Origin of the sequence: Halobaculum marinum (genome assembly GCF_029338555.1) — an archaeon.
GTDB lineage: Archaea > Halobacteriota > Halobacteria > Halobacteriales > Haloferacaceae > Halobaculum > Halobaculum marinum.
Window position 1 is genome coordinate 87,514 of the sequence record NZ_CP119989.1, and the last position, 26,325, is coordinate 113,838.

The window sequence follows — 26,325 nt, forward strand, 5'->3', positions numbered from 1 at the left end:
ACGGAGCGGCGCGGACGGGCCGCGGCCGCGCTGGTCAGTTGCTCTGGACGACCTTCCGGATGTCTTCGACGATGTCGGGGTTGCGCAGCGTGGAGGTGTCGCCCAGTTCCTCCTCGTTGGCGATGTCCTCGAGCAGCCGCCGCATGATCTTCCCGGAGCGGGTCTTCGGGAGTTCGGGCGTGAAGATCACCTGCTCGGGGCGAGCGATCGGCCCGATGGCGTCGAGCACGCCCTGCACGATCTCGTCGCGGAACGCCTCGCTCTCTTCTTGGCCCTCCTCGACGATGACGTACGCGTAGACGGCCTCGCCTTTCACCTCGTGGTCGCCGCCGACGACGGCGGCCTCGGCGACGCCCTCGACGCCGACGATGGCCGACTCGATCTCCATGGTGCCGAGGCGGTGGCCCGAGACGTTGATCACGTCGTCGACGCGGCCCAGGACGGTGATGTAGCCGTCCTCGTCGATCTTGGCGCCGTCCTCGGGGAAGTACACCCAGTCGTCGGGGTCGTCAGAGTCCACGTCGGAGTACTCGCGCCAGTACTCCTCGATGAAGCGCTCGTCGTTCTTGTACAGCGTGCGGAGCATCCCCGGCCACGGCTTGTTCACCGTGAGGTAGCCCGCGCGGCCCGGTTCGACCTCGTCGCCGTTCGTGTCGACGATGCGGATGTCCATCCCGGGCAGCGGCGGCCCCGCAGAGCCAGGCTTCATGTCCTTCACGCCGGGGAGCGTGGTGACCATCATGCCGCCAGTCTCGGTCTGCCACCACGTGTCGACGACGGGGCACTCCTCGTCGCCGATGTGCTTGTAGTACCACTTCCACGCGCGCGGGTTGATCGGCTCGCCGACCGTCCCCAGCAGACGCAGACTCGAGAGGTCGTGCGCCTCGGGGTACTGCTTGCCCCACTTCATGAACGCGCGGATGGCGGTCGGAGCCGTGTACAGTTGGGTCGCCTCGTAGTCCTCGACGATCTCCCACAAGCGGTCGCGGTCGGGGTGGTCGGGCGTCCCCTCGTACATCATCGTGGTGGTGCCGAGCGCGAGCGGCCCGTACACGATGTAGCTGTGGCCGGTGATCCAGCCGATGTCCGCCGAGCAGAAGTACGTGTCCTCCGGCTTGATGTCCAGCACCGCCTGGGAGGTCCACGCGGTCCACGCGAGGTACCCTCCGGTAGTGTGTTTCACCCCCTTCGGCTGCCCGGTGGTGCCGGAGGTGTACATGAGGAACAGCATGTCCTCGGCGTCGCGGTCGACCGGGTCGACCGTCGCGCCCTCGTTGGCGGCCATCAACTCGCCCCAGTCGTGCTGGTCGGCGGCGAGGTCGTGACCGAAGTCGTCGCCGTTCGGGCCGAGGCGGTCGACGACCACAGTTTCGGTATCGTGCTCGACGCTGCCGAGCCCCTCGTTGGCCTTGTTGAGGTGGTCGAGCGGGTCGCCGCGGCGGTAGTAGCCGTCACACGTGACGAGGTACTCCGAGTCGGCGGCGTTCATCCGGGTCGCCAGCGCGTCCGCCGAGAAGCCGGCGAACACGACGGAGTGGGGCGCGCCGATGCGGGCGCACGCCAGCATGGCGATGGGCAGTTCCGGGATCATCGGCATGTACATCGTGACGACGTCGTCCTCGCCGACGCCCAGATCCCGCAGCGCCGCCGCGGCCTCGTTCACCTTCTCGTGCAGTTCGTTGTAGGTCAGCGTGACGTTGTCCTCGTCGACGGGTTCGCCGACCCACTCGATGGCGGCCTCGTCGCCGCGCTCGTCGAGGTGCCGGTCGATGCAGTTCGTCGAGGCGTTGATCGTGCCGTCGGTGAACCACTTGTAGAACGGCGGGTTCGAGTCGTCCAGCACCTGGTCGTACTCCTCCTCCCAATCGAGGAGTCCGGCCGCGCCCTCCCAACACTCCGGCCAGTTCTCCTCGAACTCCTCGTAGATGCCCGCGTCCGAGACGTTCGCCTGCTCCACGAACGAGTCGGACGGCTCGAACACCTCCTGTTCTTCGAGCCGGGCCTCGAGTTCCACGTCATCATCTGCCATGGTCACGCGATACGTCGGAATCGACCGTGATAAAACTGCCTCACTGCGTCGATTTCGCCGCGTCGTCGCGCGGTTTTTCGAGGGGTGAAACGGCGCGTATCGGCGGCAGAGTCGCCGATTATCGCGATATCCAGCCGACAGAATGCGGGCGACGGAGCTGGCGGGTCAGTCCCACGTGGTCCACGCGAGGAACGCGATAGCGACGAGTTCGAGTAGGCGGAGGCCGCCGACCGCGAGGTGGGCGATTGGGGCCTGTGCGGCGATCCACGCACTGAGCTGTGGGTGGAAGTAGAACAGGTACAGCGCCGTCGCGTTCTCGGCGAGCAAGATCAGTCCGAACGCCGCCAGGCCGAGCGTGTGTTTCGACCGGAACTGCGTGTAGTTGCGCCCCCAGACGTAGGTCAGTCCGAGGAGGAGGACGACGTTGAGGGCGGCGGCGGCCCAAATCACCTGCAGCCAGAGGCTCATCGATTCACCCTCCAGTAGCGCGGAGGTGCGTTTATACTCTTTCCAAAATCCGACCGGAATGCGTTCGTCGTCATTCGACCTTCTCCATGATCTGTTCGACCGTCTCCCAGTGCTGGCGGGCGCGGTCGGTCGGCAGGTAGATGGCGCCGTAGTCACCGCCCTGTTTCCGGAGCACGTCGTTGTCACACAGCACGTCGAGGTGGTGGCGAACCGTGGTGTAGTCCAACTCCAGCGCCTCCGCGAGTTTGTTGGCGTTCCGGGGGCGCTCGTCGAGCGCCTTCAGGATCCGGACCCGGTTCTCACCGCCACGGGTGCCGGTGAGCACGTACCACAGAACGCCGTCCATCGTCACAGTTCACACCGAGCATCGAAGTAAGTCCACCGAAGCGAAAGAAACCGTCTGGTGCGGCGATCGACGCCGATCCGCCGTCTACGACGCCAGCCCGATCTTCTCGCGGTAGGCGCCGTAGTGGTCCTCGAACACGTCCATGATCTCGCCCATCGTCACGTACGCCTTCACGGCGTCGACGACCGCGGGCATCACGTTCTCGTCGTTCTCGATGGCCTCGTCCAGCGCCGCGAGCGTCGCCTCGACCGCCTCGTCGTCGCGTTCTGCCTTGACCTCCTCCAGCCGGGCGAGTTGGCGCTCCTGCACCTCCTCGTCGACGTGGAGCAGATCCGGCTCCGGGTCGTTCTCCACGGTGTACTTGTTCACGCCGACGACGACCTCCTCGCCGTCGTCCACGCGCTCTTGGTACTCGTAGCTGGCCTCCTGGATCTCGCGGTGGAAGTACCCCTGCTCGATGCCCTCCAGCACGCCGTCGCGGACGGAGCCGTCGCCCATCGACTTCAGCTCCTCGAGGTACGCCATCGTCTTCTCTTCGACCTCGTTCGTGAGCGACTCGACCATGAACGAGCCGGCGAGCGGGTCCGCCGAGTCGGCCGCGCCGGACTCCTCGGCGATGATCTGTTGGGTGCGCAGGGCGACGCGGACGGCCTCCTCGGAGGGGAGCGCCAGCGCCTCGTCGAAGGAGTTGGTGTGCAGGCTCTGGGTGCCGCCGAGCACGCCCGCCAGCGCCTGGATGGTGACGCGGACGATGTTGTTGAGCGGCTGTTGGGCCGTCAGCGACTGGCCGGCGGTCTGCGTGTGGAACTTCAGGCGCTTGGACGCCTCCGCCTCGGCCCCGTACCACTCGTCCATGATCCGCGCGTAGATTCGCCGCCCGGCGCGGAACTTCGCGACCTCCTCGAAGATGGAGTTGTGCGAGTTGAAGAAGAACGAGAGCTGTGGCGCCACCTCGTCGACGTCCATGCCGCGCTCGACGGCGTCCTCGACGTACGCGAAGCCGTCGGCGAGCGTGAACGCGAGTTCCTGAATCGCGGTCGAGCCGGCCTCACGGATGTGGTACCCCGACACCGAGATGGGGTAGATGCCGGGCGTCTCCTCGACGGCGAACTCGACGGTGTCGGTGACCAGATCGAGGGACGGCTCCGGGGGGATCACCCACTCCTTCTGCGCGATGAACTCCTTGAGCATGTCGTTCTGGAAGGTGCCCCGGAGTTGCTCGCGCGGGACGCCCTTCTGGTCGGCGAGCGCGACGTACATCGCGAACACGACGGGCGCGCTGGGGTTGATCGTGAACGAGGTCGACACCTCGCCGATGTCGATGCCGTCGAACAGAATCTCCATGTCGCGCAGGGTGTCGACGGCGACGCCCTCCTTCCCGACCTCGCCGTCGGAGAGCGGGTCGTCGGAGTCCTTCCCCATCAGGCTCGGCATGTCGAACGCCGTCGACAGGCCGGTCTGACCGTTCTCGATGAGGTAGTGGAACCGCTCGTTCGTCTCCTCGGCGGTGCCGAAGCCGGCGAACTGGCGCATCGTCCACGTCCGCCCGCGGTACATCGTCGGGTACGGGCCGCGCGTGTACGGCTCCTCCCCCGGGAAGCCGATGTCGGCCTCGTAGTCGACGTCGGCGACGTCTTCCGGCGTGTACAGGTCGTCAATCTCCAGGTTGGAGACGGTGGCGAAGCGGTCCTTGCGCTCGCCGTGGGCGTCGATCACCGGGTCGCGGGTCTCGGACTCCCACTCCTCGCGGGACTCGCGGATCTCCGCGAGGTCGTCGTCGTCGTACATGGACGCAACAACTGCCGGAAGGACCATTAACGATTCGGGTGGCGGGGATCGGCGCTGCCGGCTCGACCGAACGAAACACGAAACACCCTGCCGGCCCAACAACCACCGACCCCACCGTGCAGGAGTACCAGCGCAAACAGCTCCTCGAACGCGTCAACAAGGAGAGCGCCACCATCGGTGTCGACATCCCCGACCGCATCGAGGTGCAGGGCGAGGCTATCGACCTCCGGACGTTCGTCTTCGAGATCAAACGCCGGGACACGATCCCCGAGGGCGAGCGCGAGCGCGTCGAGCAGGCCAAGCGGAACCTCCGGCGCGAACGGCTCGAACGCCTCGAACAGATCGAGGAGAACCGCGTCGACTTCGAGACGGGCGAGAAGTTGGCGGCGAGCATCATCGGCATCGACCGCGCGCTGGAGGCGCTCGACACCCTCCGGCCCGCCGACGTCGAGAGCGAGGCGCGCCGGCAGGAGGCGATGGACCAGAAGCGCTGGATGAACTTCCTGAAGAAGGCGCTCGGGCGCGACGACGGGAGCGCCGGAAAGCGCGGCGGCTACTGATCCGGCGACGAGACGACGAACGCCACGCGAACCGACTCCCGACTCCCCTCGGCGGCACACGCGGGAGTCCCCGACGCGACGCTCGGCCCGTCCGACAACAGGGTGGGATTGAACGGGGCCGAGCGCTCCGCGAACCCCGACCCCGCAAGCACCGCAGGCGAGCGGAGCGAGCCGAGGAGCGCAGCGGCGGTCGCGGGAGCGGAGCGCTCGGGGGCGTTCGCGGTCGTGGTCACCGCCGCAGTCGCGGAGCCAGCCAGCACCTTTCCCACCGTATTCTGGCCCGTCGTTCTAAGTCACACCCACACGGATCGACACGTATCATGCGTAACGCCGAGGTCGCCGCCCTCTTCGAGGAGTTCGCGGACCTGCTGGAGGCGCAGGACGTCGCCTACAAGCCCAGCGCCTACCGCCGCGCCGCCGAGAACATCCGCGACCACCCCCGCGCCGTCGAGGACATGGCCGCCGAGGGCGGCGAAGACGCCGTCGCCGAGATCGACCGCGTCGGCGACGCCATCGCCGCGAAGATCGTTGAGTACGTCGACACCGGCGAGATCGAGGAGTTGGAGGACCTCCGCGCGGAGTTGCCCGTCGACATGGCCGCACTCACGCGCGTCGAGGGCGTGGGGCCGAAGACCGTCGGCACGCTGTACGAGGAACTGGGGATCACCACGCTCGACGAGTTGGAGGCCGCCGCCGAGGCCGGCGAGATTCAGGCGATCAAGGGGTTCGGCGCCAAGACCGAACAGAACATCCTCGACAACGTCGCGTTCGCGCGCGAGGCCGGCCAGCGCCAGCGCATCGGCGACGCGCGCCCGCTCGCCGACGACGTGGTCGGCCACCTCGACCACGAGTCGTTCGTCAAGCGCATCGACGTGGCGGGGTCGATCCGCCGATGGAAGGACACCATCGGCGACGTGGACGTACTCGTCGCCAGCGATGACGCCGCGGCGGTCGTCGACGCGTTCGTCGGCTGGGACGGCGCCGACGACACCATCGAGGCGGGCGAGCAGAAGGCGAGCGTCCGCGCGGAGGGCGTCCGGATCGACCTCCGGGTCGTCGTCCCCGAGGAGTTCGGGGCGGCGCTCCAGTACTTCACCGGGTCGAAGGCGCACAACGTGACGCTGCGCAACCTCGCCATCGACCGCGGCCTGAAGCTCAACGAGTACGGCGTGTTCGACGTGAGCGACGTCGACGACCCGAACGACGACAGCCAGCGCGTCGGTGAGCGCCTCGGCGGCGCCGAGGAGGCGGAGATGTACGCCGCGCTCGACCTGCCCGTGATCCCGCCCGAGATGCGCGAGGACACCGGCGAGATCGAGGCGGCGCTCGACGGCGACCTCCCGGACCTGGTCACCGAAGGGGAGATCCGCGGCGACCTCCACACCCACACCGAGTGGTCCGACGGCGGCAACACCGTCGCCGAGATGGTGCAGGCCGCCGCTGACCGCGGCTACGACTACCACTGCGTCACCGACCACGCCGAGGGGCCGGGCGTGTTCGGCGACGCGGGGCTCTCCGACGCCGACGTGCGCGAGCAGGCCGACGAGGTCGCCGCGGTCCGCGAGGACGCCGAGATCGAGGTGTTCCACGGCGTCGAAGCGAACATCGACGCCGACGGCGACGTGACGACGAGCGACGACCTGCTCGCCGACCTCGACATCGTGATCGCCTCCCCGCACGCCGCGCTCGACCAGGGCGAGGCGACCGACCGACTGATCCGCGCGGTCGAACACCCGCACGTCGACGTGCTCGGGCACCCGACTGGGCGCCTGATCAACCAACGACCCGGGCTGGAGGTGGACTTCGAGCGCCTCGCCGAAGCCGCGGCGGCCGCCGGGACGGCGCTTGAGGTGAACGCCAACCCCGCACGACTGGACTTCCACGGCGACGCCGTCCGCGCGGCGGTCGAGGCGGGCGCCAGCATCGCCATCGACACCGACGCCCACTCGCCCCCCGAGTTCGACAACGTCCGCTACGGCGTGCACACGGCCCGCCGGGGGTGGGCAGAGACCGCGGCCGTGCTGAACACCCGCGACGTCGACGGACTCCGGGCGTTCCTCGGCGACTGAGCGATGGGGCGAGACGAGGACGAGTGCGCAGACCACCGTGTCGACTCCGCGGTGATCCGCCCCGAACACGACACGCTCCTCCTAGACGTGATGCTCGGCACGCTCGCCAGCTACCTCCGGATGTGTGGCTACGACACGGTGTACGCGCTCGACAGGGGAGTCGAGGACGACGACGCGTTGCGGGGCCTCGCCGCGAGCGACGCCCGGCGCTTGATCACGAGGGACCGCGCGCTGGCGGCGTCAACGCCGGGTGCGATCCGCCTCGACGCGCGAGACGTGGTCGACCAACTCGGCGAGTTGCGCGATGCGGGGGTCCGCCTCCGTCTCGCCGACCGCCCGTCACGCTGTGGCTCGTGCAACGGCCTCGTCGAGCGGGTCGACGACGACGCACCACGGCCCGACTACGCCCCCGACGAGGGAGCAGTCTGGCGGTGTCGCGAGTGCGGACAGCACTTCTGGCGAGGGAGCCACTGGGACGACGTGGCCGACACGCTCGCGTCGCTGTCGCGTGCGGATCGGTAGTCGGCGTCGACGGGGCGGCAGAACAGACGAGGAAGCGACGCCGGCGACTCAGCGGGGACTCCAGTCGTCGCACGCCTCCATGTCGTCCATGAGGTCGTCGTGGAGGCCGCAGTACGGCTGCATCCCCTGGTCGGTGCGCACGTACTGGAAGTGGCCGCACGACCCGCAGTAGGAGTCACCGGGCGACTGTGACCGCTCGGTCTGGCGGTCGCCGGAGCGGCCCGCGACGGGAGCCGACCGCGGCGACGACGGCGACTGCGGCTCCGAGGACCCGTTCGCGAGGGGCGTGATGTCGGCGGCGTCGGCGCCCCCGTCGCTCACGGTCCCAGCGGTGCCGGACCCGGAAGCGGTGGTGGCCTGTTGGGTTCGCTCCCCGGCGCGGCGCTGCTTGACCTCCGGGCGGTTGGTCTGCGTCTCGACGCTCCCGTCGGGGGTGTTCCCGAGGAGACCGACGCCGCCGACGGTGCCCGTGACGCCCTTCGCGCCGCGAATCTCCTCGGCGGTCGACTTCGGCACCTCGATCACCTTCGTCTCTCCCTCGCGGGTGACCTCCAGCGACACCGTGCCGCCGGGGTTGTTGCGCGCCTTGAAGTTCGCGACGCCGGTGAACAGACACCAGAACGCCGTGAACGCGCCGAGGAAGTACACGCCCGCGGTCGGGAGCGTGAGGTCGGCGTACTCGCCGGCACACTGGGCGCCCGACCAGTGACACGGGTACGCGTGGGCGAACAGCGCCACACCCAACACCGCGATACCGGCGCCGACGACCGCGGCGGCCTGGGTCCGCGGGCTCGTCGGCATGATCACGAGGACGCCGAGGAACGTGGCCGGGATGCCGAGGCCGGCGAGGATCCCTGCCGTCTCGCGCGCCTGGCCCAGGTTCCAGCCGAGCGCGACGGTCGTAATGTCGGTCGCCGCGACGACGATGCCGGTGACGACGAGGAGGGCACCGAGCGAGAACGCAGCGACACCGAGGTACAACCGCCGGAGGCTGGCGTACTCGCCGACCTGGCCTTCGTACACCTCGGCGAGACTGCTCATACACGGTGTTATAGCATCATCACTTAAAACGATACGTCAGACGCCGGCATGACGCACGCTGTCGATCTGCAGTCGACAACCGCGCTTGCGGAGTCCACGCCACGACCCCGTTCGGCTGTCCGCGCCGACGCGGCCACGGTGGAGCGCGGCCCGCACGGTCCACGACGACGCTCCGAAAGGGTTAGGCGGTCCGTGATCGAACGGCGAGACATGGCCGACGACGACGAACCCGAGGAGGAGGAGCCCGCCGTCGAGCTCGGCGAGGGTCCCGCGGTCGACGGTGCGCCGCTGGCCCGCGTCGCCTCGCGACTCACGTGGCCCCAAGAGATGTCCCGCGTCCTGGAGAAGGAGGGCGACGCGACGATCCGCACGCCAGACGGCCCGCGCGACCTCGCGGACGTGCTCGAGGCGGTCGACACGACGTACTTCGACCGCCGCCAGACGTTCGTCGAGGCCGTCGAAGACGAGATCGGTCGCGGCCCGGTGCAGACGGCGGAGTAATCGACAGACGGCGGCCGGGCGCGACGTACACACCGTCGCCACCTTTTCCACGGCTCACACCGAACGTTGAGCCATGCAGCTACCGATCGACCCCGAGGCCGTCCGCGGCGAAGACTACGGCGAGAAGCGCGCGACGTTGGAGATGTCCCACGAGGACGCGATCGAACACGTCCGCGCGGTGTTCGCCGACCACGGGTTCGGTGTACCCGTCGAGTTCTCCCCGTCGGACCTGCTGAACGAGAAGGTCGACGCCGACCGCGACCCGTACTACGTGCTCGGCGCGTGCAACCCCGCCATCGCCGACCGCGCGCTCGACGCGACCGACAACACCCTCGGCGCGCTCATGCCGTGTAACGTCGTCATCTGGGAGGAGGAACCGGGCGTCCAGACCGTCTACCACGTGTCGATCATGCGGGTCGCCAAACTGCTCGGCCTCGACACCGACAGCGAGGCGATGGACGCGATCATCGAGGAGACGGGCGAGATGGTGGCCGCGGCCTACGCCGACCTCGACTCGTCGTAAGCACCACCGCTGTCGCGGCCGGTGTCTGCGGTGTCGTCGTCTGCAGGGTCGGCCCCCTCGTTCTCGGGGTCGTCTCTGAGTTCCGCCAGTTCAGCACGCGTCTCCGCGAGTTCACGCTCCAATTCCGAGAGCCGCTCGTCGTCGGCGTCGCTCCCGCTCGCGCTGCCGAGGAGTTTGAGCCCCCCTGCACCGAGGATCACGACGAGTACCGCCGACCCACCGAACAGGAGCAGCAGGACGAGCAGGATGATCAGCAGTTCGGGACCGCCCGGGACCGCGCCGAACAGGAGGGACATACGCGAGGCGTCGATAGCGGACGTTGTAACTCTGTTGTCCAGTCGAACTCGCGGCGACTCGCGCCCTACGTCGTCCAGTCGGCGAGACTCGACTGGAGCCCAGCGACCATCGTCGACTTCTGACGCAGGCGCGCCAGCGACACCGGGAGTTGGTCGCTCACGCCGCGGACGGCGTCCTCGAACGTCTCCGCCTCGCCGTGTTCGCCCTCGAAGGCGTTGCGGACGCTCTCGCGCACCTGCCAGACGCCGACCGGGCCCCAGTAGTCGTCGGAGACGTGCCGGAGCACGAGCACCTTCGCCTGGCGCCCGCGCTCGGAGAGGTGTTCGAGCACGCCGAAGCGGGACGCGTAGTACGCCCCCGCAGTCTCGTCGACGTACTGCGTCCGCCCCTCGCGGTTCTCGTGGGCCGACGAGAGGTACGTGTCGCCCTGCGGGTCCGGGTGCCAGATGCTCCCCGGCGACTTGATCTCGACCAACTCGAACTCCCAGTCGCCCGGCGCGAGGATCACCCAGAAGGCGTTGCCGAGGTACTCGTTGCGCCACACCTGCACGGTGTCGACGCTCCGTCGGTCGCGAATCGTCCCGCGGAGGTACTTGCCGACGGTGTCGTCGACGGCGGTGATGGACCACCGCGTCGGCACCAGGCGGCGGTTGTCACCTCGACCCAGCGCCCCCGCCGACAGCACCGTGTTGATGTCGTACACGTCGAAGCCGCGGCGGTACAGGTAGTTCATCGCGCCCTCCGCGCGCCAGTCGTCGTCCTCCAGCGTCTTCTTCACCGGACGGGGCACGTGGGGATTCTCCGTGAGGTCCGCGTCGGCGGCACGGGCGCGCGGCCCCGTCGGCGTCGCGATGTCGTCGGGCGACACGTCGTAGTCGATGGCGGGGCCGTCGTCGAGGAACACCTCCACGTCGACCGGCCGGTCGGCGATGGCGACCTCCCGCTGCACACCGAGGAAGCCGTCCCACGCGTCGTGGACGTTCGCGGCGTCGCGAGCGTCGACGCCCTTGTTCGAGTTCAGGAGTGAGGTGCGCCGCTCGAACACGTCGGCGATGGAGACGCCCTCGTCGTACCACGCGCCGCTGGTCTCGTACGTCGCGGCGTCGTCCTCGTGACCGACGGGCGAGAGGAGGCCCGTCGAGAGGTTCGGGTAGTTGCTGGATCCGACGAAGATGGAGGGGGAGACGGAGCCGAACACGGAGTCGCCGCCGGTCGCCTCGTCGAAGCGGTGCTGGAACGACTCGAGGTGGTCCATCAGCTCGTAGGACTTCTCCTGTGCGAGGCGCCGCCGCTCGGCGCGCTCGTTCTCCTCGAACTCGACGTAGTCGTCCAGCTTCACGTCGAGTCGAGGTTACCGCTCGGTGGACATGAACGTTCCCCGCGCGGGTCGGACCCGAGAGAGTCGTGTCGCTCGTCGATGGCTGACAGGCGGTCGTGGCGCCGATGGGGTCGGCGTGTGCACGCGACGGGCGACCGCGCACCCGCTGTTCCGTCGCGCGGCGAGCGTCAGATCACGAGGGGGCTGGTGCCGTGATCCCCGATGAACTTCGGGGTCGTCGACACCGGATGACAACCCTTTCGCCCCACGGGCGGCGAGCGAGGGTATGCCGGTCATCGAGTGCGACCCCGAGACGGCCCGCGAGCGCGTGGCGGCGGCGGGCGTCGAGGTGGTCGCCGGGAACACGGACCACGAGCGCTGGCGCGCCGAGCGCGACGGCGCCGTCGCGGTAGCGTACGACGACAAGGTGGTCGTCCAGGGCGGCGACCCCCAGCGCCTCGCGGCGCTCGTGCGCGACGGCGGCGGTCGGGGGCACGTCTACTTCGACGGCGCCTCGCGGGGGAACCCGGGGCCCGCTGCCATCGGGTGGGCCATCGTCACCGCCGACGGCATCGTCGCGGAGGGGAGCGACCGCATCCCCGACACGACGAACAACAAAGCCGAGTACGCGGCGCTGATCCGCGCGCTGGAGGCCGCCGTCGACTACGGCCTCGACGAGGCCGACGTGCGCGGCGACTCCCAACTGATCGTCAAGCAGGTCCGCGGGGAGTGGAACGCCAACGAACCCGAACTGCGCGAGAAGCGAGTCACGGCTCGGGAGCTATTGGAGCGGTTCGACCGCTGGAGCATCGAGCACGTGCCGAGAGAGCTAAACGAGCGCGCCGACGAGTTGGCGAACGAGGCGTTCGAGGGCTGACGATGGAGGAACAAGACTACACGCCGGACAGCGACGGGGAGGGAGCGACCGACGACCACGACGACGCCTGGGACGAGGAGGTCCCCGAGCCGACGGTCGACGCCGCCGAGCGACTCACCCGGCTCGCTCGCGAGGCGGTCGACGAGACGGAAGCCGACGCCTACCGCGAGGATCGGGCCGAGCGACTCACCGACCACGGCTTCACCGCCCGCGTCCGCGACGAGGACGACACGCTCGTGCTCTACCCCGAGGAGTGGATGGAGGACGGCGTCGTCCAGATCGACCGGATCGAAGACACCGACCGCGCGGTCGAGGTGTCGCTGTCGGGGGCGGGCGACCCCGACGACTGGGCGGAGGTCGAGGCGCACAACGCGGAGGTCGTCGACCGGGTAGCGAGCGACTACGGGGAGGTACACGCGACGAACGCCCGGGCGTTCGCGGACTTCATGGGCAACCACTACGCCCGACCGGTGGACTCGGCGAGCGCCGACGAGGTGGAGGAGTTCCTCGCGGAGTACTTCCCGCGGAACGCGTGGCCCACCGACGAACAGCGCGACGCCGTCGAGGCGTCGCTGCAGTACGTCTTCGAGGTCACAGACGACTGACGCGCTCGTCGACGAGGCGCTCGCGCTGAGCCGAGCGAATCGCGGTTGTGGAACAGCGATCGGTCCCCATCACCACTGGTTACTTTTCGCCACACGTGATAGGCAACACTGTGTGGTCAGTCCTGCTCACAACAGCATCTGCGGTACTCCTCCAGTACACGGTGCCCGTCGTCGGTGTCGAATTGAGTCAGACGGCGGTCACCGTGATCGGGATCGGCATGATCTTGCTGCTCCTCGTCGGGTCGGGGTTCTTCTCGTCGTCTGAGATCGCGCTGTTCTCGCTGCCAGCCCACCAGGTGGACGCGATGGTCGAGCGCGGCCTGCGCGGTGCGCAAGCCGTGAAGTCGCTCAAGGAGGACCCCCACCGTCTGCTCGTGACGATCCTCGTCGGCAACAACATGGTCAACATCACGATGTCCTCCATCTCGACGACCATCGTCGGCCTCTACTTCGACGCCGGCGCGGCGGTCATCATCTCCTCGCTCGGCATCACGTCGATGGTGCTGATCTTCGGGGAGAGCGCGCCGAAGTCCTACGCCGTCGAACACACCGAACTGCACGCACGGCGCGTCGCTCGGGGGCTGAAGGTCGTCGAGAAGGTCCTGTGGCCGCTCATCACCGTGTTCTACTACCTGACTGGGATCGTGAACAGGCTCACCGGCGGCAGTCCCTCCATCGAGTCGACGTACATCAGCCGCGACGAGATCCGGAACATGATCCAGACGGGCGAGCGCGAGGGTGTGCTCGACGAGGAGGAGCGCCAACGACTCCAGCGCGCCCTGCGGTTCACGGACGCCAGCGCCAAGGAGGTGATGACCCCCCGACTCGACGTGGCCGCTGTCTCCACCGAGGCGACCGTCGAGGAGGCCATCTCGGAGTGTATCCAGTCTGGCCACGCCCGCCTGCCGGCCTACGAGGGCTCGCTCGACAACGTCGTCGGTGTCTTCGACATCCGTGAGTTGGGGGACGCCGACGCCGAGGCCTTCGCCGACCTCACGGTCGCAGACGTGGTCACTCCGACGCTCCACGTCCCCGAGTCGAAGAACGTCGACGACCTCCTCTCGGAGATGCGCGAAGACCGACTGCACATGGTCGTCGTCATCGACGAGTTCGGAGCCACGGAGGGGATCATCACGATGGAGGACATGACCGAGGAGATCGTCGGGGAGATCCTGGCGGGTGACGAGGACGACCCGATCGAGTTCGTCGACGACGACACCGTCTCGGTGAACGGGTCGGTCAACATCGAAGCCGTCAACGAGGCGCTCGACATCGTCCTGCCGGAGGGCGAAGAGTTCGAGACCATCGCCGGCTTCATGTTCAACCTCGCGGGGCGCCTCGTCGAGCAGGACGAGGCGTTCGACTACGAGAACGTCACGCTGCGGGCCGAACAGGTGGACAACACCCGCATCCAGAAGGTCCGGGTAACCGTCGGTCGCGACACAGACGAGTCGGCCGAATCGGAGTCGCCGAGCGACGAAGACGACGCCGAGTGACGACCGATGGCTCGGCGTCGACGGTGCCCGGGACTCGACTTCGGGACGGCGGCGCCGACGGCCTCCAGCGCCACAGCCACGTCGAGGGTCGGTCCCCGCTTCAGCCGCGGAGCGGAGAGACCGGTCGGTAGCGAGTGACTATCGAAAGAACAGCCCGACGCCGTCGAGGCGTCGGTGCGGGACGTCTTCGAGGCCGCGGACGAGCCGACTCCCTTGTGAGCCCGCCGCGGCGGCGACGTGCCGCCGGATTCGGTACGGTTCGATTTACGCGTCGAGCGAGTCGTCGACGAGGCCGCGCACGTCGGCGGCGCGGTCGCCGTCCGTGACGTACTTCCCGACGACCCAGTTCAGGCGGTCGAGGACGGCCTTGCGACCGGTCTCGGTGAGCGCGTACTGGTTCGTCCGCTTGTCGAGTTCGCTCTTCTCGACCAGGCCCAGTTCGACGAGGTCGTCGAGGTTGGGGTATAGACGGCCGTGGTTGACTTCCGCGTCGTAGTAGCTCTCGAGTTCGCGCTTGATCGCGAGCCCGTACATCGCCTCCTCCGAGAGGATGACGAGGATGTTCTGCTGGAACGCGGTGAGATCGCGTGCGATACTGACCACTTCGGTTTCAGACTGTGCCTCTGACATGGTCACCGGATGAGAGGTCACGGGGGTATTTAATTGTTGCCAACGCCACGACCAATTCGAGTGTTAGGAGCCCTGAGAAGCAACTATTCGGCGTTTCAGTCCGCTCCCCTCCCCAGCGTCGATGGCGTCCTGTCTAGTTTGTATGGTTAACATGGGCATAAACGCATAGCCGATACTATTCGGTCGGTAGTCCCCACATACTCCACAGAGAGCACTCGGCGGAGGCCGTGAGCGGACCGGTCCGTGCCGTGGAGCGTCGCGTGCCGAAAGGCATTTGCTCGCGTTGGCGGAACCGTCGTGCGCATGACGAACCTCTGGGAAGACCTCGAGACGGGGCCGAACGCCCCCGAAGAGATCTACGCCGTCGTGGAGTGTCTCAAGGGCGAGCGCAACAAGTACGAGTACGACAAGGACGTCCCCGGCGTCGTCCTCGACCGCGTGCTCCACTCGAACGTCCACTACCCCTCGGACTACGGCTTCATCCCGCAGTCGTACTACGACGACGAGGACCCCTTCGACGTGCTCGTGCTCGTCGAAGACCAGACGTTCCCGGGCTGCATCATCGAGGCCCGCCCGGTCGCCCTGATGAAGATGGACGACGACGGCGAGCAGGACGACAAGGTGATCGCCGTCCCGACCGAGGACCCGCGCTTCGACCACATCCAGGACCTCGACGACATCCCGCAACAGCAGCTCGACGAGATTGACGAGTTCTTCGAGACGTACAAGAACCTCGAGGAGGGCAAAGAGGTCGAGACGCAGGGCTGGGAGGACAAGCAGGCCGCGATGGACGCCATCGAGCACGCCCAGGACCTGTACGACGAGCACTTCGCGTAACACCACCGCCGCACCCCGTTTTCTGTCCTCGGTCGCCGACGCCGATTAGCCGTGAACATCCCGGTCGCGTCCGCGGATGTGTTATGCGCATGAGTAATCTTTTGTGCGAGTACCGGCAACGTACGACCGAACATGGCCGCGAAACAGCCCGCCGTCGGCATCGACCACGTGACCGTGGTGCCGACCGAGCCCGTACGGATCCGCGCGGACGACGAAGAGGACTGCGAGGAGTCGACCGACGACCACTGACCGGAGTCGAGTCGTCCGACGCCGCCGCCCGCTGTCGTGTACCGCGAGGGCCGTGAGGGGCAGGCATATAACCCGCCCGCGGCAAGAAGCGGTAATGGCGAAGTGCTCCCAGTGCGGCGAGTACGAGAACCTCCCGTACCAGTGCAGACGGTGCGGTCAGTCTTTCTGTGCGGAACACCGCCTCCCGGAGAACCACGACTGTCCCGGCCTGAACGAGTGGAACGACCCGGGCGGCGTGTTCGACTCCGGGTACGACGACGGCGTCGGCGGCGGCGGTTCCGCCGGTTCCGGCGGCGTCACGGGTCGCGTGAAGTCGCGCATCGACCGCGAGACGGGCACCGGCGGCATCATGGGAGCGTTCCGTGGGAACATGACGTACGTGTTCCTCGGGCTGATGTGGGTCACGTTCGCCGCGGAGTTCGCGGTACTGTTCACCGCGGGCGGCGGGCTGTTCGACGACCTGTTCGTGCTCAGCGCCGCGAACCTGCTCGCCGGCAACGTCTGGACCGTGGTCACCTCCGTGTTCGCTCACTCGCCGACCGGCTTCTTCCACATCGCGGGTAACTCCATCGCGCTGTACTTCTTCGGCCCGCTGGTGGAGCGGTACCTCGGGTCGAAGCGGTTCACGATCATGTTCCTGGTGACCGGGATGGTCGCCGGCCTCGCACAGATCGGGACGGGACTGCTGTTCGGCGGCCCGCTCGAAGCGGGCGTGTACGGCGCATCCGGGTCGATCATGGCCGTGATGGGGTTCCTCTCGGTCGTGAACCCGAACCTGAAGGTGATGCTGCTCATCCCGCCGATCCCGCTGAAGATCCGGACGATCACCCTGCTGTACGCGGCGCTGTCGGTGTTCGGCGTCCTCTCGGCGGGGAACCTCGGCGGCATCGCACACGCCGCGCACCTCTCGGGACTGCTCCTCGGCGTCATCTACGCGAACGTCGCCGACGGCCAACGGAGCGTCCCGAACCAGATCGGGAGCGGTGGCGGCCTCGGCGGCCCCGGTCGCGGTCGCTTCTGACGCGCGATGGTGACGCCGGTCCGCCCGGAGTTCCTCCCCGACCCCGCGCTCGACCGCGAGGCCATGGAGGCGCTCCAGTGCGACATCGCCGCCGCCGCGACGTTCGCCGACGACCTACCGTTCGACGCCGCGAGCGTCGGCCTCGACGACGACCCATCCGCGGACACGCCGCTCCTCGCCGGCGTCGACCAGGCGTTCCTCGACGACCGCGCGGTGTCTGCGGTCGTCGTCCTCCGCGGCGGCGAGGTGGTCGAACGCTCGTACGCGGTGACCGAGCTATCGATCCCGTACATCCCCGGCCTGCTGGCGTTCCGTGAGGGTGGCCCCATCGTCGACGCGCTGGCGACGCTGGAGACCGACCCGGACCTGTACGTGTTCGACGGGAGTGGTCGGATCCACTTCCGGCAGGCGGGCATCGCCACCCACGTCGGGGTGCTGTTCGACGCGCCCGCAATCGGCGTCGCGAAGTCCCTGTTGTGCGGGACGCCGGACGAGACCACCAACGGGCGGCCCGCGGGCTGGCGGACGGCGATCCGTGCCGACGAGCGCGTCGACGCTCCCGCGGGAACCATCGTCGGCCACGCGTTCCAGTCGCGTCAGTACGACTCCTCGCCGGTGATCAACCCGTTGTACGTCAGTCCCGGCCACCGCGTGAGCGCGGACACCGCGACGGACCTCGTGGCGGCGCTCGGCGGCGACTACAAACTCCCGGAGCCGACGCGTCTCGCCGACGCGTACGCCGACGAGGCGAAGCGCGTAGTCGCCGCCGACCGGGCCGACGACGGTCGCACCGACGACGACTGAGCACGACGGGTCGCCACCGCACCCGGATCGGACGGCGCCGAGACGACGGGAGTTAACTACGCGGCCGACATGGCCGATGACATGACAAGAACCGTGCTCATCACGGGGTGTTCCTCCGGCATCGGTCGCGCGTGTGCCGAGGCGTTCCTCGAAGAGGAGTGGACGGTGTACGCGACGGCGCGCAACCCCGCCGACATCGAGACGCTGGGCGAGCACGACGACTGTCGGATCGCGACGCTCGACGTGACCGACGCCGACGACGTCGAGCGCGTCGTCGACCGGATGCTCGACGAGGAGGGGCGCATCGACGCGCTCGTCAACAACGCGGGCTACGCTCAACTCGGCCCCATCGAGGAGGTGCCGACCGACGCTGTCCACGACCAGTTCGACGTGAACGTGTACGGCCCCCATCGGCTGATCAAGGAAGTGCTGCCCGCGATGCGCCGCCGCGAGGACGGCGCCATCGTCAACGTCTCCTCGGCCGTGGGGCGCATGTCGTTCCCCGGCGGCGGCGTGTACGCGGGGTCGAAGTACGCGCTGGAGGCGATGAGCGACGCCCTCCGCAACGAGGTGCGCGAGTACGGCATCACCGTCTCGCTGGTCGAACCGGGTCCCGTCGACACCGGGTTCGACGAGCGCGCCGAGTCCGAGGTCGAGGGACTGGATCAGACGGGCGCCTACGAGTTCTTCTACGACCTGTTCGAGGACTACGACGCCGTCGGCGGCGGCGCCGGCTTCCTCTCGGTCACGCCCGAGCGCGTCGCCGAGGACGTCGTCGACGCTGCGAGTTCGACGAAGCCACCGGCCCGCTACCCGGTGGGTCCGATGGCGAAAGTGGCGGAGGTCGGTCGCTTGCTCCCGGCACGCCTCGTCGACGCACTGTGGGGGCTGGCCGCGAAGTTCACCTGAACCCGTGTCGGACGACGACCGCTCCCACGACTTGGACGCCGACGGCGACGGCAAGGGCGACGTGGCCGAGCAACTCGACGCGCTCCACGGTCACCTCGCGGCGACCGCCGAGCGACCGGTCGCCCGGAGCGCGAGCGCCCACCTCGGGGAGGCCGAGGCCGTCGCCCGCGACCTCGCCGAACGGCCGGCAGCGCCGGAGACCGTCCGCGAACGCACCGGGCACGTGGTGCGGCTGCTTCGGGAGGCCGGTGAGACGGAAGACGAGACTGCGGACGAACACGTCGCGGCGGCGCTGGAACTCGCGGAGGCGTTGGCGACGACCGACGAGGAGACGTAGCGCGCGACGACCGGTCAGGCGAGACAGGCCGCGACGACGCGCAGGGCGTCCTCGCCGCGCACCTCGTCGGCGAGCAGGGGGACGCGCTTCACGTCGCGGCCGCGGTAGAGGTCGGCGGCCTTCGCGAGGCTGTTCTGCTGTACCTGCCAGCGCCGCTGGCAGAACTCGCAGTCGTCGAGGCTCGGCGTCACGACCCACGACGAGTCGACGTCCGCGTCGAACTCGGCGACCTCTCTCGGGTCTTCCATCACGCGGTTGACGACGAGCGTGTTCACCGGGATGGAGAACTCGTCGAGACGGGAGACGAGGCGCTTGGACTCGACGACGCTCATCTCCTCGGGCACCATCACCACCCGGAAGTCCGTCTTCGCGGGGTCTTGCAGCGTCTCGCGCAGGCGGGTGATCCGCTCTTTGAGGTCGTCGAGGTCGGGCTGGTCGGGCCCGCCGTCGCCCATCCCGAACATCCCCTTCATCCCCTCCATCATACCGGAGAACTGCTGACGGAGCTTCATCATCCGCCCGACCATCGAGTCCAGCATCTCCGGCAACTGGAGCAGGCGGAGCGTGTGCCCCGTCGGTGCGGTGTCGACGACGACGCGGTCGAACCGGGGGTCGTCGAGGTGGTCGAGCAGTTGCCGCATCGCCGCCGCCTCGTCGGCGCCGGGCATCGTCCCGCCGAGCATCCCGCCCAGTGGCGAGTCACCCATCGCCTCGCCCATGTCGCCGAGGCCACCGAGCGGGCTGGCGTCGGGGCCGGCACCCGCCCCCGGACCCCCTGCGCTGTCGTCCTCGCCGGTCGCCATCCCCGCGCCGAACAGCCCCTCCTCCATCGCGGCGTCGGGGTCGATCTCGGCGCCGTACAGCGGCACGTCCTCGCGGATGCGCGAGGGCTGGGCCGGAATCTCGGTGTCGAGTGTGTCCGACAGCGAGTGGGCCGGGTCCGTCGAGACGACGAGCGTGGCGACGCCGTCGTGGGCGCTCGCGAGTGCGGTCGCGGCGGCACAGGTCGTCTTCCCGACGCCGCCCTTCCCGCCGTACAGCACGTACTCCGGGGCGTCCGGGTCAGCGAGTCCGGCGGCGCCCTGCATGTCGATCTCCGCCCCCATCCGGGAGGGGTCGGCGGCGGGCGCGTCGCCGGCGGACTCCTCCTCGATCTCGTCGACGGCCTCCACGTCGATGTCGGTCATTACCCCGGGGTCGGTCGCGGACGCTTGTCTATCCGTTGGTCGGGGAACGTCGAAATCGGTCGGCGCCGCGAGGGTTCAAATCGGATGCCGGGCCCACGACGACTCGGACGCACCCGGTCGCCGTCGCGACCAGCAGTCCGAGTAGCCCCTCGCGTGCCCTCGTACGCCCGGGGTCCGAGCCAGCCAGTCGGCCTTACCCGAAGTAGTTCGCCAGTCGCGTCGCCGCCTCCTCGACGCGCGGGGTGACGAGTGCGAACCGGAGCCACTCGTCGCGCGCGGAGCCGAAGGTCTCGCCGGGCATCCCGGCGACGCCCGCCTCGTCGATCAGTCGCTTCGCGTTGGCCATCGTCCCCGGGAAGTCGTCGAAGCGGGCGAGGACGTAGAACCCGCCCTCCGGCGTCGTGTACTCGGCGCCCGCGGCGTCGAGTGCGTCGGTGAACGTCTCGACGCGCCCACGGAGCATCGCGCGCACGTCGGCGTAGTAGTCGGCGTCGGTCTCCCGCAGGGCGTTCAGCACCGCCACCTGCGGCGGACGAGAAGTGGCGACGTTGACGAGCATGTGGCGCGTCTTCGCCGTGTCGACGAGGTGGTCAGGGAGCACGACGTAGCCGACGCGGAAGCCGGTGATCGCCATCGACTTCGAGTAGCCCGTCGTGACGATCACTCGGTCGCTATCGAGCGTCAGCGCCGACTCGAACTCGCCGGTGAAGTCGAAGTGGTCGTACACCTCGTCGACGACGAGCGTCGCGTCCACGTCGGCGGCGAGGTCAGCGAGCGCGCGGAGCGCCTCCCGCGAGTAGACGGCGCCGGTCGGGTTGTTCGGGGTGTTCACGAGGATCAGGCTCGTCTCCTCGCTGGCCGCGTCACGGAAGCGGTCCGGGTCGAGCGAGCCGTCGCGTTCGGCGGGTACGAGCGTCGCCTCGGCGTCGAGTAGTTCCGTCTTCCCGGGGTAGTACGGGTAGACGGGGTCCGCGAGGAGCACCTCCGAGCCGGCGTCGCGGTCGAGCGCCGCCGCCATCGCGAGGTAGTTCGCCTCGCCGGTGCCGTTCGTGACGACGACCCGGTCGGCGTCGACGCCGCGACGGGCGGCGATCTCCTCGCGCAGGTCCACCAGCCCCTCGCTGGGCGGGTACTGGAACGCGTCCGGCTCGGCGTCGGCGTACTCGCGAAGGCCGTCACGGAGGGCCTCCGGGGGCTGCCAGTCGGGGTTGCCCGACACCATGTCGACCACGTCGCGGTCTGCTGCCTGCGCGTACTGCATCACGTGGAAGAACTTCGGGCGCTCGTAGGGCACGGTGTGTCGGCGATACTCCGGACGCTCGCCCCTTCACTCCCGCGGTCTTAATGCGTCCCCGACTGTGGTCCGACTATGCGCGAGTCAGCTTCCGAACCGCCGATCGAAGCGCGCGTCGGCGACGCCCTCCGGGCCGCCGGCGAGACCGTCGCGACCGCCGAGTCGTGCACCGGCGGGCTGATCGGGTCGCTGCTCACCGACGTCGCCGGCTCCAGCGACTACTTCGACCGCTCGGTCGTCACCTACAGCTACGACGCGAAACTGGAGGAGTTGGCCGTGCCCCGCGAACACCTCGACGCGGAGGGCGCGGTGTCGGAACCGGTCGCCCGCGCGATGGCCCGCGGCGTGCGCGACACCGCGGGCGTCGACTGGGGCGTCGCGACGACCGGCATCGCCGGCCCCGACGGCGGCACCGCCGAGAAGCCGGTCGGCACCGTCTACATCGGCGTCGCCTACGCCGGCGACTGGGGCAGCGGCGAGAGCGACGCGACCGTCGTGCGCTACGAGTTCGACGGGAGTCGGACGGAGATCAAAGCGCAGATCGCGCGGCGGGCGCTTCGCGACCTCCACGAGGCGGTCGAGGCGCGCCAGTAGCGACGCCGTCGGCCCGCCCTCGGGCGGTCGATGCCGAAACCGTTTGGTCGCTCCCGGCAGCAGGGTGAGGCGTGAACAAGAAGGGCCACGTGCTGAACGCGATCTTGCTGGCGATTGGGCTGGGGTACGTCCTCCAGCCCTCTGGCGACGTGGAGACGTTCGTCACCATCGCCGAGTTGTTCGTCCCGCTCGTCCTCGGAGCGCTGTTCCCCGACGTCGACACCGCCTTCGGGAAGCACCGCAAGACGCTCCACAACCTCCCGGTGCTGGCGGTGTTTCTCGCGTATCCGATCTACTTCGCGAACCTGCGGTTCGTCTGGATCGGCGTCCTCACCCACTACGTGCTCGACGTGGTCGGCAGCAGGCGCGGCATCGCGCTGTTCTACCCGTTGTCGAAGACCGAGTACGGCCTGCCGATCGGCGTCACGACGTCGAGTAAGCACGCCGACGCCGTCACTGTCGTCATCACGCTCGCCGAACTCGCGGTGCTGGCGCTCGTGCAGTTCTTCCTCGTCGACTTGAACACCGGGACGCCCCGCGAGGCCGTCGCGACGCTGGTGGCAGGACTCCCGATCTGAGACGGCGCGGTCGCGGCTGGTGGCCCGGCGCCGCCAGTTCAGTACACCGCCACGTCGTCGAACCGGCCGTCGTAGGCGATGTGGCGCGGGTGGGTCCCCTCCATCCCCGAGAGGAACAGGCGATCGAGTTTCCCGTAGGAGTTCTCGTAGCCGAGGTGGGCGAACTCGACGAGTCGACGCAGTCGCGTCGCGGGGTCGGTGCGCTTGACGACCGACCGCGGCGCCTGCTCTTTGAGCGCGGTCACGAGCGCCGCCTCGCCGCGCACGTCGTCCTCGAACTCGGTCCACGCGGCGCCGACGGTGCCGCGGAGGTGCGCGTACGACGACCCGAACGTCGGGAGGTCGAACGCCTCGGCGATCCGGGCGCCGCGGTCGTTCTGGTGGTCGAACAGCTTCGCGTTGTACGTCTCGACGGCGTCGATCCGGTCGCGGTAGGCGCTCACCTCCGCCCTGGTGAGGCTCACGTTCATGAACTCCGGGTGCGGGACGAGCACGGCGGCGCCCTGGCGGTCGAACTCCGCCAGCGCCGCCTCGAAGGTGATGAAGTCCGGTACCGGCTCTGAGAGGCCGACGGCGAGCAGGTGGCGACGGTTCCCCCAGTCGCCGGTGAACACCTCGCGAGCGGGGACGACCGTCACCTCGTCGGTCGAGAAGCGGTCGGCGCGCTCGCGGATCTCGGGCAGTCGCGTGAAGTGCGGGGCGTACACGAGCGTGTCGACGCCCGACTCGCGGGCGCGCTCGACGACGCGCTCGTCGAGCACCTTCACGTGCGGGTCCACCCGCGTCCGTCCTGCGGTCACACGCGGAGGTCGCGCGGGTCGCCGTTAGTGATTCCGCTTCCGGGCCGCGGTCTGCCACGGGAACGCTTAAGCGGGCTTGTCCTCTGCTACCGGGTATGTCCTCCCGGTGGGCCTGTGGCCTCGACGGGTGTGATGCGGCGTTCGACACGGTCGAGGACGCCGTCGTCCACCAGACGACCGCACACGAGCGACACGAGTGTCAGGTGTGCGGCACCGTCGTCCCCGACGGCTACTTCGCCATCCGCCACGCCTTCGACGAGCACACCCGCGCCGAGTTCGTGCGCGCCTACGAGGCCGACTCCGACGACGTGCGCGAGCGCGAGGAGATCAAAGCCGTGATCGAAGAGACCGCCGACCTGCAAGAGATCGTCGACCGGATCGACGGTTCGGTGTAGGCGGCGCCGACGCTCGGAACGGACGGACGGGTGGAGAGAACTGCTCCGAGAGCCTACCGCTCGTCGGAGTTCGCGTGAGCAGTAGCGAACGAGAGCACGACGAGCGCGTCAGCGCTCGTCGGAGGCTGCTCGCGGGCCAACGGCCCGCTCGCATGGTACGACGAACTACCGTTCGTCGCTATCGAGCACGCGGATCTGGTCGCCGCGCACCGTCACCGGAATCGGGACCGTCGCTTCATACAGTTCGACGGTCACCTGGTCTTTGCCCTCGTCGATGCGCTGGACCTGCGCCTTCTCGCCTTTGAACGGGCCGGCGATCAGTTCGACGATGTCGCCCTCGGCGATCCCCTCCACGTCGGGGGTCGGCGAGAGGAAGTGCTCGACCTCGGACATCGACGACTGGCCGGCGACGCCGCCGGGCCCCTCGACGAGGCCGCGGGCGTGGGGAACCTCCTCCAGCACGCGCCGGATCACGGCGTCGTCGTCGGCCTCGACCATCACGTAGCTCGTGAGCTGGTCGGGCGCGAGGACGGCGTGAATCTCTGCCATCTCCTTGCTGGCGATCATGTCCGCGACGGTTCGCTCTTGGCTCGCCGTCGTCTTCACCGAGTAGATGGGCACCGTTCAGATCCCTCCGGTGAACACCGACATGACCGCGAAGATGACGAACCCGAGGAACCCGACGAGGAAGATGCCCGCACCGGCGATCTTGGATATCTGGGAGAACTCCTCCCAGGAGGGCGTGCTCGCCAGCTTGAGCACCCTGACGTAGCTTGTCAGGTCGTACTTGACATCCATGGTTATCGGGCCTACTTCGCCGCACCTTCTATATCTGTTGCTTGGGGGCCGAGCACCCCGGCGAGCGCGGTCGTCGCTCGCGGTGGCGGTGGCAGCGACGAACGGAGGGCTGTACCTGCGGGGAGTCGCGACCGGCGGACTCCGAGTGGCTGTGCGCCCAGCCGATCCGAGGCGAGGGCGCGCCGACTACTCGACGTAGTCGATGTCTTCGAGTCGGTCGCCGGCGGCGGCCTGCGCGGCCTCGTTGCGACCGTAGATCTGCGGCGACTCGACGCCCGTGACGACGATCATCGTGCGCATCGAACCGTCGAGTTCCTCGTCGATGGAGGTCCCCCAGATGATCCGCGCGTCGGGATCGATCCGGTCGTAGATCTCCTCGACGACGCCCTCCGCCTCCTCGATGGACATGTCGGAGCCGCCGGTGACGTTCACCAGCGCGGAGTTCGCGCCGGAGATGTCGACGTCGAGCAGCGGCGAGCGCAACGCCGACTGCACCGACTCCTGGGCTTTGGTGTCGGAGTCGGACTCACCCAACCCGATCATCGCGACGCCGCCCTTCTCCATGACGGTGCGAACGTCGGCGAAGTCGAGGTTGACGAGGCCGGGCTTGGTGATCAGCTCCGTGATGCCCTTCACCGAGCGCATCAGCACCTCGTCGCTGATCTTGAACGCCTGGCGGACGGGGAGCTTCCCGACGGCGTCGAGCAGGCGGTCGTTCGGCACGACGATCACGGTGTCTGCCACGTCGCGGAGGCGTTCGAGGCCGGCCTCGGCGTTCGTGCGCCGGACCTCACCCTCCGCCGTGAACGGCGTCGTGACGATGGCGATGGTGAGCGCCCCGATCTCGCGGGCCGCCTTCGCGACGACGGGCGCCGACCCGGTGCCGGTACCGCCGCCGAGGCCGGCGGTGACGAACACCATGTCCGACCCCTCCAGCGACTCGCGAATCTCCGACTGGGACTCGATGGCCGCCTCCTCGCCGACCTGCGGGAGCGACCCCGCGCCGCGCCCCTGGGTCTTCTCCTGCCCCATCAGGATCTTCGTGTCCGCCTCGATGTTGACCAGGTGCTGGACGTCGGTGTTGGCGGCGACGAGCGTCGCGCCGTGGATGCCCTCCTCGGCCATCCGGTTCACCGTGTTGCCGCCGGCGCCCCCGCAGCCGACGACGGTGATGTTCGTCTGGAGGTCCTTCAGGACGTCCTGCAGTTCCTCGTCGGTCATCTTCCCCGTCCGTGGGGCGTCTCCCGAGCCCGACGATCCGGCCGAGCTGTCGTTCGCGGCCCCGGCGGAGTCGGAGACGGGAGCCCCGTCGGTTCCCCCCTCCCCGGCCTCCTCCTCGGCCTCGGTAATCGCATCCTCGACGATGGAGTCCATAGGTATGCGGGTGGGTTGCTGACGGAGAGTTATTATCCTTCCCCCTCACGTCTTGCATCTGTCAGACACCGTACGGCG

31 protein-coding genes are annotated in these 26,325 nt (G+C 68.7%); 16 read left to right on the forward strand and 15 right to left on the reverse strand.

What is annotated here, in order from left to right; genetic code table 11:
* Window positions 1–34 precede the first annotated feature (34 nt).
* The 4 genes from acs to P0R32_RS00510 all read right to left on the reverse strand — a co-directional run bounded on the left by acs (window position 35) and on the right by P0R32_RS00510 (window position 4,631).
* On the reverse strand, window positions 35–2,029 hold the full coding sequence (gene acs / locus P0R32_RS00495) for an acetate--CoA ligase (protein WP_276237948.1): 1,995 nt from the start codon (window positions 2,027–2,029) through the stop codon (window positions 35–37).
* 165 nt (window positions 2,030–2,194) lie between these two features.
* Window positions 2,195–2,497: a DUF8036 family membrane protein gene (locus tag P0R32_RS00500; RefSeq protein ID WP_276237949.1), complete on the reverse strand. Its 303-nt coding sequence runs from the start codon at window positions 2,495–2,497 to the stop codon at window positions 2,195–2,197.
* Window positions 2,498–2,567: 70 nt separating this feature from the next.
* Window positions 2,568–2,843, reverse strand: coding sequence for a winged helix-turn-helix domain-containing protein (locus P0R32_RS00505; RefSeq protein ID WP_276237950.1), 276 nt, complete (start codon window positions 2,841–2,843; stop codon window positions 2,568–2,570).
* Between the two features lie 84 nt (window positions 2,844–2,927).
* Window positions 2,928–4,631, reverse strand: a complete 1,704-nt coding sequence (locus tag P0R32_RS00510) for an acyl-CoA mutase large subunit family protein (RefSeq protein ID WP_276237951.1) — start codon at window positions 4,629–4,631, stop codon at window positions 2,928–2,930.
* 116 nt (window positions 4,632–4,747) lie between these two features.
* Between P0R32_RS00510 and P0R32_RS00515 the strand changes: the two genes are divergently transcribed.
* Complete coding sequence (locus tag P0R32_RS00515) at window positions 4,748–5,191, forward strand: DUF5788 family protein (RefSeq protein ID WP_276237952.1); 444 nt, start codon at window positions 4,748–4,750, stop codon at window positions 5,189–5,191.
* On the opposite strand, the gene P0R32_RS00520 is transcribed toward P0R32_RS00515, so the two are convergent.
* On the reverse strand, window positions 5,185–5,460 hold the full coding sequence (locus P0R32_RS00520) for a hypothetical protein (protein WP_276237953.1): 276 nt from the start codon (window positions 5,458–5,460) through the stop codon (window positions 5,185–5,187). The two genes, P0R32_RS00515 and P0R32_RS00520, sit on opposite strands and share 7 nt — an antisense overlap.
* Before the next feature lie 48 nt (window positions 5,461–5,508).
* Here P0R32_RS00520 and polX point away from each other — a divergent pair, with 48 nt between their 5' ends.
* Together polX and P0R32_RS00530 are read left to right on the forward strand one after the other, a co-directional pair.
* Window positions 5,509–7,260, forward strand: coding sequence for a DNA polymerase/3'-5' exonuclease PolX (gene polX, locus P0R32_RS00525; protein ID WP_276239428.1), 1,752 nt, complete (start codon window positions 5,509–5,511; stop codon window positions 7,258–7,260).
* Between the two features lie 3 nt (window positions 7,261–7,263).
* Window positions 7,264–7,782, forward strand: coding sequence for a Mut7-C RNAse domain-containing protein (locus P0R32_RS00530; RefSeq protein WP_390219081.1), 519 nt, complete (start codon window positions 7,264–7,266; stop codon window positions 7,780–7,782).
* A gap of 48 nt (window positions 7,783–7,830) precedes the next feature.
* Here P0R32_RS00530 and P0R32_RS00535 read toward each other — a convergent pair whose 3' ends face one another.
* The gene (locus P0R32_RS00535) at window positions 7,831–8,823 is read right to left on the reverse strand and encodes a cell division protein CdpA domain-containing protein (RefSeq protein ID WP_276237954.1); all 993 of its coding nucleotides are present in this window, start codon (window positions 8,821–8,823) and stop codon (window positions 7,831–7,833) included.
* A 210-nt stretch (window positions 8,824–9,033) separates the two neighbouring features.
* Between P0R32_RS00535 and P0R32_RS00540 the strand changes: the two genes are divergently transcribed.
* Window positions 9,034–9,324, forward strand: a complete 291-nt coding sequence (locus P0R32_RS00540; protein WP_276237955.1) for a DUF5789 family protein — start codon at window positions 9,034–9,036, stop codon at window positions 9,322–9,324.
* Window positions 9,325–9,397: 73 nt separating this feature from the next.
* On the forward strand, window positions 9,398–9,847 hold the full coding sequence (locus P0R32_RS00545; RefSeq protein ID WP_276237957.1) for a DUF302 domain-containing protein: 450 nt from the start codon (window positions 9,398–9,400) through the stop codon (window positions 9,845–9,847).
* On the opposite strand, the gene P0R32_RS00550 is transcribed toward P0R32_RS00545, so the two are convergent.
* Both P0R32_RS00550 and nreA read right to left on the reverse strand, forming a co-directional pair.
* The gene (locus P0R32_RS00550; RefSeq protein WP_276237958.1) at window positions 9,823–10,143 is read right to left on the reverse strand and encodes a preprotein translocase subunit TatA; all 321 of its coding nucleotides are present in this window, start codon (window positions 10,141–10,143) and stop codon (window positions 9,823–9,825) included. The genes P0R32_RS00545 and P0R32_RS00550 overlap by 25 nt on opposite strands.
* 65 nt (window positions 10,144–10,208) lie before the next feature.
* Complete coding sequence (gene nreA / locus P0R32_RS00555; RefSeq protein ID WP_276237959.1) at window positions 10,209–11,483, reverse strand: DNA repair protein NreA; 1,275 nt, start codon at window positions 11,481–11,483, stop codon at window positions 10,209–10,211.
* 265 nt (window positions 11,484–11,748) lie between these two features.
* Between nreA and rnhA the strand changes: the two genes are divergently transcribed.
* The 3 genes from rnhA (at window position 11,749) to P0R32_RS00570 (ending at window position 14,440) form a co-directional block, all read left to right on the forward strand.
* On the forward strand, window positions 11,749–12,339 hold the full coding sequence (rnhA, locus tag P0R32_RS00560) for a ribonuclease HI (protein ID WP_276237960.1): 591 nt from the start codon (window positions 11,749–11,751) through the stop codon (window positions 12,337–12,339).
* A 2-nt stretch (window positions 12,340–12,341) separates the two neighbouring features.
* A complete protein-coding gene (locus P0R32_RS00565) occupies window positions 12,342–12,944 on the forward strand; it encodes a DUF7108 family protein (protein ID WP_276237961.1) in 603 nt (200 codons plus the stop codon).
* A 218-nt stretch (window positions 12,945–13,162) separates the two neighbouring features.
* Window positions 13,163–14,440: a hemolysin family protein gene (locus P0R32_RS00570; protein WP_349770221.1), complete on the forward strand. Its 1,278-nt coding sequence runs from the start codon at window positions 13,163–13,165 to the stop codon at window positions 14,438–14,440.
* A gap of 264 nt (window positions 14,441–14,704) precedes the next feature.
* Here the strand turns inward: P0R32_RS00570 and P0R32_RS00575 are convergent, their stop codons facing one another.
* Window positions 14,705–15,070, reverse strand: coding sequence for a PadR family transcriptional regulator (locus P0R32_RS00575; protein ID WP_276237962.1), 366 nt, complete (start codon window positions 15,068–15,070; stop codon window positions 14,705–14,707).
* Window positions 15,071–15,373: 303 nt separating this feature from the next.
* Here P0R32_RS00575 and P0R32_RS00580 point away from each other — a divergent pair, with 303 nt between their 5' ends.
* The 5 genes from P0R32_RS00580 (at window position 15,374) to P0R32_RS00600 (ending at window position 19,227) form a co-directional block, all read left to right on the forward strand.
* Window positions 15,374–15,907 (forward strand): inorganic diphosphatase, encoded by a 534-nt coding sequence (locus P0R32_RS00580; protein ID WP_276237963.1) that lies wholly within the window; start codon window positions 15,374–15,376, stop codon window positions 15,905–15,907.
* A 343-nt stretch (window positions 15,908–16,250) separates the two neighbouring features.
* Window positions 16,251–17,177, forward strand: coding sequence for a rhomboid family intramembrane serine protease (locus P0R32_RS00585; RefSeq protein ID WP_276237964.1), 927 nt, complete (start codon window positions 16,251–16,253; stop codon window positions 17,175–17,177).
* Between the two features lie 6 nt (window positions 17,178–17,183).
* Window positions 17,184–17,981: an endonuclease V gene (locus P0R32_RS00590; RefSeq protein ID WP_390219076.1), complete on the forward strand. Its 798-nt coding sequence runs from the start codon at window positions 17,184–17,186 to the stop codon at window positions 17,979–17,981.
* Window positions 17,982–18,062: 81 nt separating this feature from the next.
* Window positions 18,063–18,890 carry an SDR family oxidoreductase gene (locus P0R32_RS00595; RefSeq protein WP_276237965.1) on the forward strand — a complete coding sequence of 276 codons (828 nt, stop codon included), beginning with the start codon at window positions 18,063–18,065 and terminating at the stop codon, window positions 18,888–18,890.
* 4 nt (window positions 18,891–18,894) lie between these two features.
* Complete coding sequence (locus P0R32_RS00600; RefSeq protein WP_390219074.1) at window positions 18,895–19,227, forward strand: DUF8152 family protein; 333 nt, start codon at window positions 18,895–18,897, stop codon at window positions 19,225–19,227.
* Window positions 19,228–19,241: 14 nt separating this feature from the next.
* Here the strand turns inward: P0R32_RS00600 and P0R32_RS00605 are convergent, their stop codons facing one another.
* Together P0R32_RS00605 and P0R32_RS00610 are read right to left on the reverse strand one after the other, a co-directional pair.
* Window positions 19,242–20,414, reverse strand: coding sequence for an ArsA family ATPase (locus P0R32_RS00605; RefSeq protein ID WP_276237966.1), 1,173 nt, complete (start codon window positions 20,412–20,414; stop codon window positions 19,242–19,244).
* Window positions 20,415–20,607: 193 nt separating this feature from the next.
* Window positions 20,608–21,708 (reverse strand): pyridoxal phosphate-dependent aminotransferase, encoded by a 1,101-nt coding sequence (locus P0R32_RS00610; protein ID WP_276237967.1) that lies wholly within the window; start codon window positions 21,706–21,708, stop codon window positions 20,608–20,610.
* Window positions 21,709–21,783: 75 nt separating this feature from the next.
* On the opposite strand from P0R32_RS00610, the gene P0R32_RS00615 reads away from it, so the two are divergent.
* Both P0R32_RS00615 and P0R32_RS00620 read left to right on the forward strand, forming a co-directional pair.
* Window positions 21,784–22,302 (forward strand): CinA family protein, encoded by a 519-nt coding sequence (locus P0R32_RS00615; protein WP_276237968.1) that lies wholly within the window; start codon window positions 21,784–21,786, stop codon window positions 22,300–22,302.
* Between the two features lie 71 nt (window positions 22,303–22,373).
* The gene (locus P0R32_RS00620) at window positions 22,374–22,880 is read left to right on the forward strand and encodes a metal-dependent hydrolase (RefSeq protein ID WP_276237969.1); all 507 of its coding nucleotides are present in this window, start codon (window positions 22,374–22,376) and stop codon (window positions 22,878–22,880) included.
* A 38-nt stretch (window positions 22,881–22,918) separates the two neighbouring features.
* Here P0R32_RS00620 and P0R32_RS00625 read toward each other — a convergent pair whose 3' ends face one another.
* Complete coding sequence (locus P0R32_RS00625) at window positions 22,919–23,680, reverse strand: PHP-associated domain-containing protein (RefSeq protein ID WP_276237970.1); 762 nt, start codon at window positions 23,678–23,680, stop codon at window positions 22,919–22,921.
* A gap of 95 nt (window positions 23,681–23,775) precedes the next feature.
* On the opposite strand from P0R32_RS00625, the gene P0R32_RS00630 reads away from it, so the two are divergent.
* Window positions 23,776–24,075, forward strand: a complete 300-nt coding sequence (locus tag P0R32_RS00630; RefSeq protein WP_276237971.1) for a DUF7565 family protein — start codon at window positions 23,776–23,778, stop codon at window positions 24,073–24,075.
* 165 nt (window positions 24,076–24,240) lie between these two features.
* Here the strand turns inward: P0R32_RS00630 and P0R32_RS00635 are convergent, their stop codons facing one another.
* The 3 genes from P0R32_RS00635 to ftsZ form a co-directional block, all read right to left on the reverse strand.
* Window positions 24,241–24,696: a transcription elongation factor Spt5 gene (locus P0R32_RS00635; RefSeq protein ID WP_276237972.1), complete on the reverse strand. Its 456-nt coding sequence runs from the start codon at window positions 24,694–24,696 to the stop codon at window positions 24,241–24,243.
* 3 nt (window positions 24,697–24,699) lie between these two features.
* The gene (locus tag P0R32_RS00640) at window positions 24,700–24,873 is read right to left on the reverse strand and encodes a protein translocase SEC61 complex subunit gamma (protein WP_276237974.1); all 174 of its coding nucleotides are present in this window, start codon (window positions 24,871–24,873) and stop codon (window positions 24,700–24,702) included.
* Between the two features lie 186 nt (window positions 24,874–25,059).
* Window positions 25,060–26,247 carry a cell division protein FtsZ gene (ftsZ, locus tag P0R32_RS00645; protein WP_276237975.1) on the reverse strand — a complete coding sequence of 396 codons (1,188 nt, stop codon included), beginning with the start codon at window positions 26,245–26,247 and terminating at the stop codon, window positions 25,060–25,062.
* Window positions 26,248–26,325 lie beyond the last annotated feature (78 nt).

What these genes read in the sequence shown, in the direction of transcription:
- acs (WP_276237948.1), bottom strand. Translation starts at nt 2,029, where the DNA reads ATGGCAGATGATGACGTGGAACTCGAGGCCCGGCTCGAAGAACAGGAG.
- P0R32_RS00500 (WP_276237949.1), bottom strand. Translation starts at nt 2,497, where the DNA reads ATGAGCCTCTGGCTGCAGGTGATTTGGGCCGCCGCCGCCCTCAACGTC.
- P0R32_RS00505 (WP_276237950.1), bottom strand. Translation starts at nt 2,843, where the DNA reads ATGGACGGCGTTCTGTGGTACGTGCTCACCGGCACCCGTGGCGGTGAG.
- P0R32_RS00510 (WP_276237951.1), bottom strand. Translation starts at nt 4,631, where the DNA reads ATGTACGACGACGACGACCTCGCGGAGATCCGCGAGTCCCGCGAGGAG.
- P0R32_RS00530 (WP_390219081.1), top strand. Translation starts at nt 7,264, where the DNA reads ATGGGGCGAGACGAGGACGAGTGCGCAGACCACCGTGTCGACTCCGCG.
- P0R32_RS00535 (WP_276237954.1), bottom strand. Translation starts at nt 8,823, where the DNA reads ATGAGCAGTCTCGCCGAGGTGTACGAAGGCCAGGTCGGCGAGTACGCC.
- P0R32_RS00540 (WP_276237955.1), top strand. Translation starts at nt 9,034, where the DNA reads ATGGCCGACGACGACGAACCCGAGGAGGAGGAGCCCGCCGTCGAGCTC.
- P0R32_RS00545 (WP_276237957.1), top strand. Translation starts at nt 9,398, where the DNA reads ATGCAGCTACCGATCGACCCCGAGGCCGTCCGCGGCGAAGACTACGGC.
- P0R32_RS00550 (WP_276237958.1), bottom strand. Translation starts at nt 10,143, where the DNA reads ATGTCCCTCCTGTTCGGCGCGGTCCCGGGCGGTCCCGAACTGCTGATC.
- rnhA (WP_276237960.1), top strand. Translation starts at nt 11,749, where the DNA reads ATGCCGGTCATCGAGTGCGACCCCGAGACGGCCCGCGAGCGCGTGGCG.
- P0R32_RS00565 (WP_276237961.1), top strand. Translation starts at nt 12,342, where the DNA reads ATGGAGGAACAAGACTACACGCCGGACAGCGACGGGGAGGGAGCGACC.
- P0R32_RS00570 (WP_349770221.1), top strand. Translation starts at nt 13,163, where the DNA reads ATGATCTTGCTGCTCCTCGTCGGGTCGGGGTTCTTCTCGTCGTCTGAG.
- P0R32_RS00575 (WP_276237962.1), bottom strand. Translation starts at nt 15,070, where the DNA reads ATGTCAGAGGCACAGTCTGAAACCGAAGTGGTCAGTATCGCACGCGAT.
- P0R32_RS00580 (WP_276237963.1), top strand. Translation starts at nt 15,374, where the DNA reads ATGACGAACCTCTGGGAAGACCTCGAGACGGGGCCGAACGCCCCCGAA.
- P0R32_RS00585 (WP_276237964.1), top strand. Translation starts at nt 16,251, where the DNA reads ATGGCGAAGTGCTCCCAGTGCGGCGAGTACGAGAACCTCCCGTACCAG.
- P0R32_RS00590 (WP_390219076.1), top strand. Translation starts at nt 17,184, where the DNA reads ATGGTGACGCCGGTCCGCCCGGAGTTCCTCCCCGACCCCGCGCTCGAC.
- P0R32_RS00595 (WP_276237965.1), top strand. Translation starts at nt 18,063, where the DNA reads ATGACAAGAACCGTGCTCATCACGGGGTGTTCCTCCGGCATCGGTCGC.
- P0R32_RS00605 (WP_276237966.1), bottom strand. Translation starts at nt 20,414, where the DNA reads ATGACCGACATCGACGTGGAGGCCGTCGACGAGATCGAGGAGGAGTCC.
- P0R32_RS00615 (WP_276237968.1), top strand. Translation starts at nt 21,784, where the DNA reads ATGCGCGAGTCAGCTTCCGAACCGCCGATCGAAGCGCGCGTCGGCGAC.
- P0R32_RS00630 (WP_276237971.1), top strand. Translation starts at nt 23,776, where the DNA reads ATGTCCTCCCGGTGGGCCTGTGGCCTCGACGGGTGTGATGCGGCGTTC.
- P0R32_RS00640 (WP_276237974.1), bottom strand. Translation starts at nt 24,873, where the DNA reads ATGGATGTCAAGTACGACCTGACAAGCTACGTCAGGGTGCTCAAGCTG.
- ftsZ (WP_276237975.1), bottom strand. Translation starts at nt 26,247, where the DNA reads ATGGACTCCATCGTCGAGGATGCGATTACCGAGGCCGAGGAGGAGGCC.